Source organism: Chloroflexota bacterium, assembly GCA_026713825.1.
GTDB lineage: Bacteria > Chloroflexota > Dehalococcoidia > Lucifugimonadales > UBA1127 > UBA1127.
This window is the reverse complement of the sequence record JAPONS010000052.1, coordinates 1-2,769: the sequence shown is the minus strand read 5'-3', so window position 1 is coordinate 2,769 and position 2,769 is coordinate 1. Positions and strand designations below refer to the sequence as shown.

5 protein-coding genes are annotated in these 2,769 nt (G+C 64.8%); 4 read left to right on the top strand and 1 reads right to left on the bottom strand.

All coding sequences use genetic code 11. The features are described 5' to 3' along the window. Positions 1-422: 422 nt before the first annotated feature. The 3 genes from OXC99_07030 (at position 423) to OXC99_07020 (ending at position 1,657) form a co-directional block, all read left to right on the top strand. On the top strand, positions 423-656 hold the full coding sequence (locus OXC99_07030; GenBank protein MCY4624735.1) for a hypothetical protein: 234 nt from the start codon (positions 423-425) through the stop codon (positions 654-656). Positions 657-753: 97 nt separating this feature from the next. Beyond that, positions 754-1,263: a DUF1772 domain-containing protein gene (locus OXC99_07025; GenBank protein MCY4624734.1), complete on the top strand. Its 510-nt coding sequence runs from the start codon at positions 754-756 to the stop codon at positions 1,261-1,263. A gap of 100 nt (positions 1,264-1,363) precedes the next feature. Further along, positions 1,364-1,657 carry an antibiotic biosynthesis monooxygenase gene (locus OXC99_07020; GenBank protein MCY4624733.1) on the top strand — a complete coding sequence of 98 codons (294 nt, stop codon included), beginning with the start codon at positions 1,364-1,366 and terminating at the stop codon, positions 1,655-1,657. Between the two features lie 262 nt (positions 1,658-1,919). Here OXC99_07020 and OXC99_07015 read toward each other — a convergent pair whose 3' ends face one another. Continuing rightward, a complete protein-coding gene (locus tag OXC99_07015; GenBank protein ID MCY4624732.1) occupies positions 1,920-2,423 on the bottom strand; it encodes a hypothetical protein in 504 nt (167 codons plus the stop codon). A gap of 38 nt (positions 2,424-2,461) precedes the next feature. Between OXC99_07015 and OXC99_07010 the strand changes: the two genes are divergently transcribed. Continuing rightward, positions 2,462-2,704: a hypothetical protein gene (locus OXC99_07010; protein ID MCY4624731.1), complete on the top strand. Its 243-nt coding sequence runs from the start codon at positions 2,462-2,464 to the stop codon at positions 2,702-2,704. Positions 2,705-2,769 lie beyond the last annotated feature (65 nt).

Below are 2,769 nucleotides of genomic sequence, written 5' to 3'. Positions count from 1 at the left end.
GTCTGGGACGACATGCTGCTCACGAACGGCCGCTTCAGTGCCGGGACGCCAAACAGAAGCTACATGGCGGGCAACTTTTACGGCCCGAACCACGAGGAGGCCTACGGCGTGTTCGACACCGGTGCCTACGTCGGCGCGTTCGGGGCGAAGCGACAGTAGAAGACCCCGCCGCCCAACGGCTCAGGCGGCGGGTAGGGAGAGCCGGTGTGCACCTCCGACGAAGGACCTGGAGGCCGGCTCTCCCGCCGGAGCCCGACGCGTGCGGCTGGCGATGGTCGCGTTGTGGTGAAATTGGATCCTGCCGTGGCCCGGAAGCTCGGCGGGATGGGGAAGCCGGGGAGGTTAAAGGTCCTACTCTCCAGGCTTCCCCGCACCCGGTTGCGCCGCCTGATCTATCTGCAGAAGGAGGGTTGGAAATATCCATGACCATGAAGCAACTCATTGCGGGGATAGTGGCAAGTCTGGTGACCATCGGCACCGCCCAGGCCCAATCCGTCGACGACTATTACGCGGAACTCAAGGACTGGGTCTACGGGCCGTGCATGGAAGTCTCCGCCGCGCTCGGCATACGAGGTTTGGACAGGGCCGCTCGGGAGCAAGGGGTGAAACGCCAGCACGTAAAGGACATTAGTGAAGGTCTTTTGAGGCGAGGATGAAGGCGGCGGATATCGAACAGTATGTGGACGCGAAGGCGGAAGTCGTCTCGCTGAGCGACTTGCTAGTGAGGGTGGATGGCCCAGGGAGTTTTTCGTATTGCCCCGATTGATGAAGGCGCTGGCCCTCCTGTCGCTCCTGTTTTCCGGGGCGATGTTTGGATTCTTCTTCGCCTGGATCTGCTCGACCATGTGGGGGCTGGACGCGTCGGACCCGAATGTCGCCATCGCCGCCATGCAGGCCATGAATGCGAGCGTGCGCAACTGGGTCTTCGCGCCGGTATTCTTCGGTACGCCGGTGCTGTTGATGTTCACGGCGCTGGCCGCCTTTAAGGTCCGGGAGCGGCTGGCCGCAACCGGCTTCGCCCTGGCCGGCCTCCTCTATGTTCTGGGCGCGATGGTTCCGACGATGACCGCCAATGTGCCGCTGAACGAGGCGCTGGCGCTGGTCGAGACGCCGCTTGGCGTGGCGGAGGCCGAGGAAGCGTGGCGGGCCTACTCCGGGCCCTGGCAGGTCTGGAACGCCGTCCGCGTCGTAGCGGCGGGCTTCGTCCTCGCGCTGGCGGGCTGGGGCTTATGCAGGCGCCGGGCGCAGGAGGACGCGCCGTGAGCGATGAGCGCGACGACGACCCTCGGACCTTCACCCCGCGGGGCTACCCCGCCTCAGCAATCTGCTAATGTCCTTTGTGCGACAAGAAGGAGATTGCAAAATGGCTGTAAGAGTGCTCCTCGAACTCAAGGCGAAACCGGGCACCGGGGACGACCTGGCCTCGTTCTTCCGGTCAATCCTGCCGGATACCCGCGCCTATGAGGGCTGCGTAAGCGTCGACGCGCTGCGGAACGGCGCCGACGCCGACAATCTCGTGCTGGTGGAAGTGTGGGAAACGCGCGAGCACTACGAGAAATATCTGGCTTGGCGGCGGGAGCGGGGCGACAGCGACCAGCTCGCGCAGGCCCTCGCTGAGCCGCCGAACATTCGCCATTTCGACCTGACCGACGCTTGAGCGGCGGGGATCTCGCTTTTGCCGATGAATTTCGGTGACATGATCCCCCCGCGCGATCGGCGGAGGGGCGTTGGTCGGGGCACCCCCGTATCGAATGACACTGGTTTCGATTGGTGTCACGGCAGCATTATGAGGGTCACACAGCGCCGTGACACCATGTGACCGCCTCTGGCCGCGCGGGGCTCGGCTTCCTTGGGTCCGCCCGTAGGCCCCATCGCTTCCTGCAGACCGGACCCGCAGAGAAGAAACCCCACGCGCGAGCCTACTCGCGGCTCCAGTCGCACGTGATCGTGGTCGTCTGCCAGTTATCCGGAAGGTTCGCCACGGTATAGCCGCAACTTCCCGTGATCCCCGCATACTTTCCGGTTCCGCCCAAGATCACCGTTTTGCCCGCCCCGCCGCCGGCAGCGTTCATTTCCTCGCGCGTCGAGTGCGCGAACCATGTATCGCCGTCGGAATCGGTGACGTTGCAGGGAGCTTCAAGGTTCAGGCGGTCCGTGCCCGCTCGCGCGAACGCAACGCATGAGACGCGGCTGCTCGAGCCGGCGACCCAGGGAGCGGCGGAACTCTCGACGGTGACAGCGACCCCCTCAATCGGCCCTGCGATGACACGGACCCCAGCATGGTGGTCGAGGGTCGTGTAGTCGTTAAGCAGCACGACAACGGAGCGGAACGTCCCGGTGTCCTGCGCCAGCGCCGGAGCGGCGACAAGCCCCGCCCCGAATAGCATGGCCATCCCCGCGGCCGTCTTACTCAATCGAAGCATCCAAATCCTCCATTGCCGCCATGCGGGAGGGCCGCCCCATGTCCCATCCGCGTCATGCGCTCGTGCAGCGTGCTGCCAAGCGTCTCTGGGACACGCAGGGTCGCCTGTCGGAAGAGGAGCTCAAGACATTCAACGACGAGGGGCTGTCGACGGCGGAGCTGCTGGAGATCATCTCCGTCATCGGCTGGTACGTGACCTCGACCCTGACCAACAATCTCGCGCGCACCGAGATCGATCCGGAGTTCCTCTACCAGCAAGACGACCGCGATGTCGCTGCCTGAGCACACCGCCTGTCTGTTCAGCGAGTGTGCTCGGGCAGGCGCTCCGCCTATCGGGCCACGTTGCG

Bases quoted from the DNA above. Each gene is read 5' to 3' on its own strand.
- OXC99_07030 (MCY4624735.1), top strand. From the start codon at position 423: ATGACCATGAAGCAACTCATTGCGGGGATAGTGGCAAGTCTGGTGACC.
- OXC99_07010 (MCY4624731.1), top strand. From the start codon at position 2,462: ATGTCCCATCCGCGTCATGCGCTCGTGCAGCGTGCTGCCAAGCGTCTC.
- OXC99_07020 (MCY4624733.1), top strand. From the start codon at position 1,364: ATGGCTGTAAGAGTGCTCCTCGAACTCAAGGCGAAACCGGGCACCGGG.
- OXC99_07015 (MCY4624732.1), bottom strand. From the start codon at position 2,423: ATGCTTCGATTGAGTAAGACGGCCGCGGGGATGGCCATGCTATTCGGG.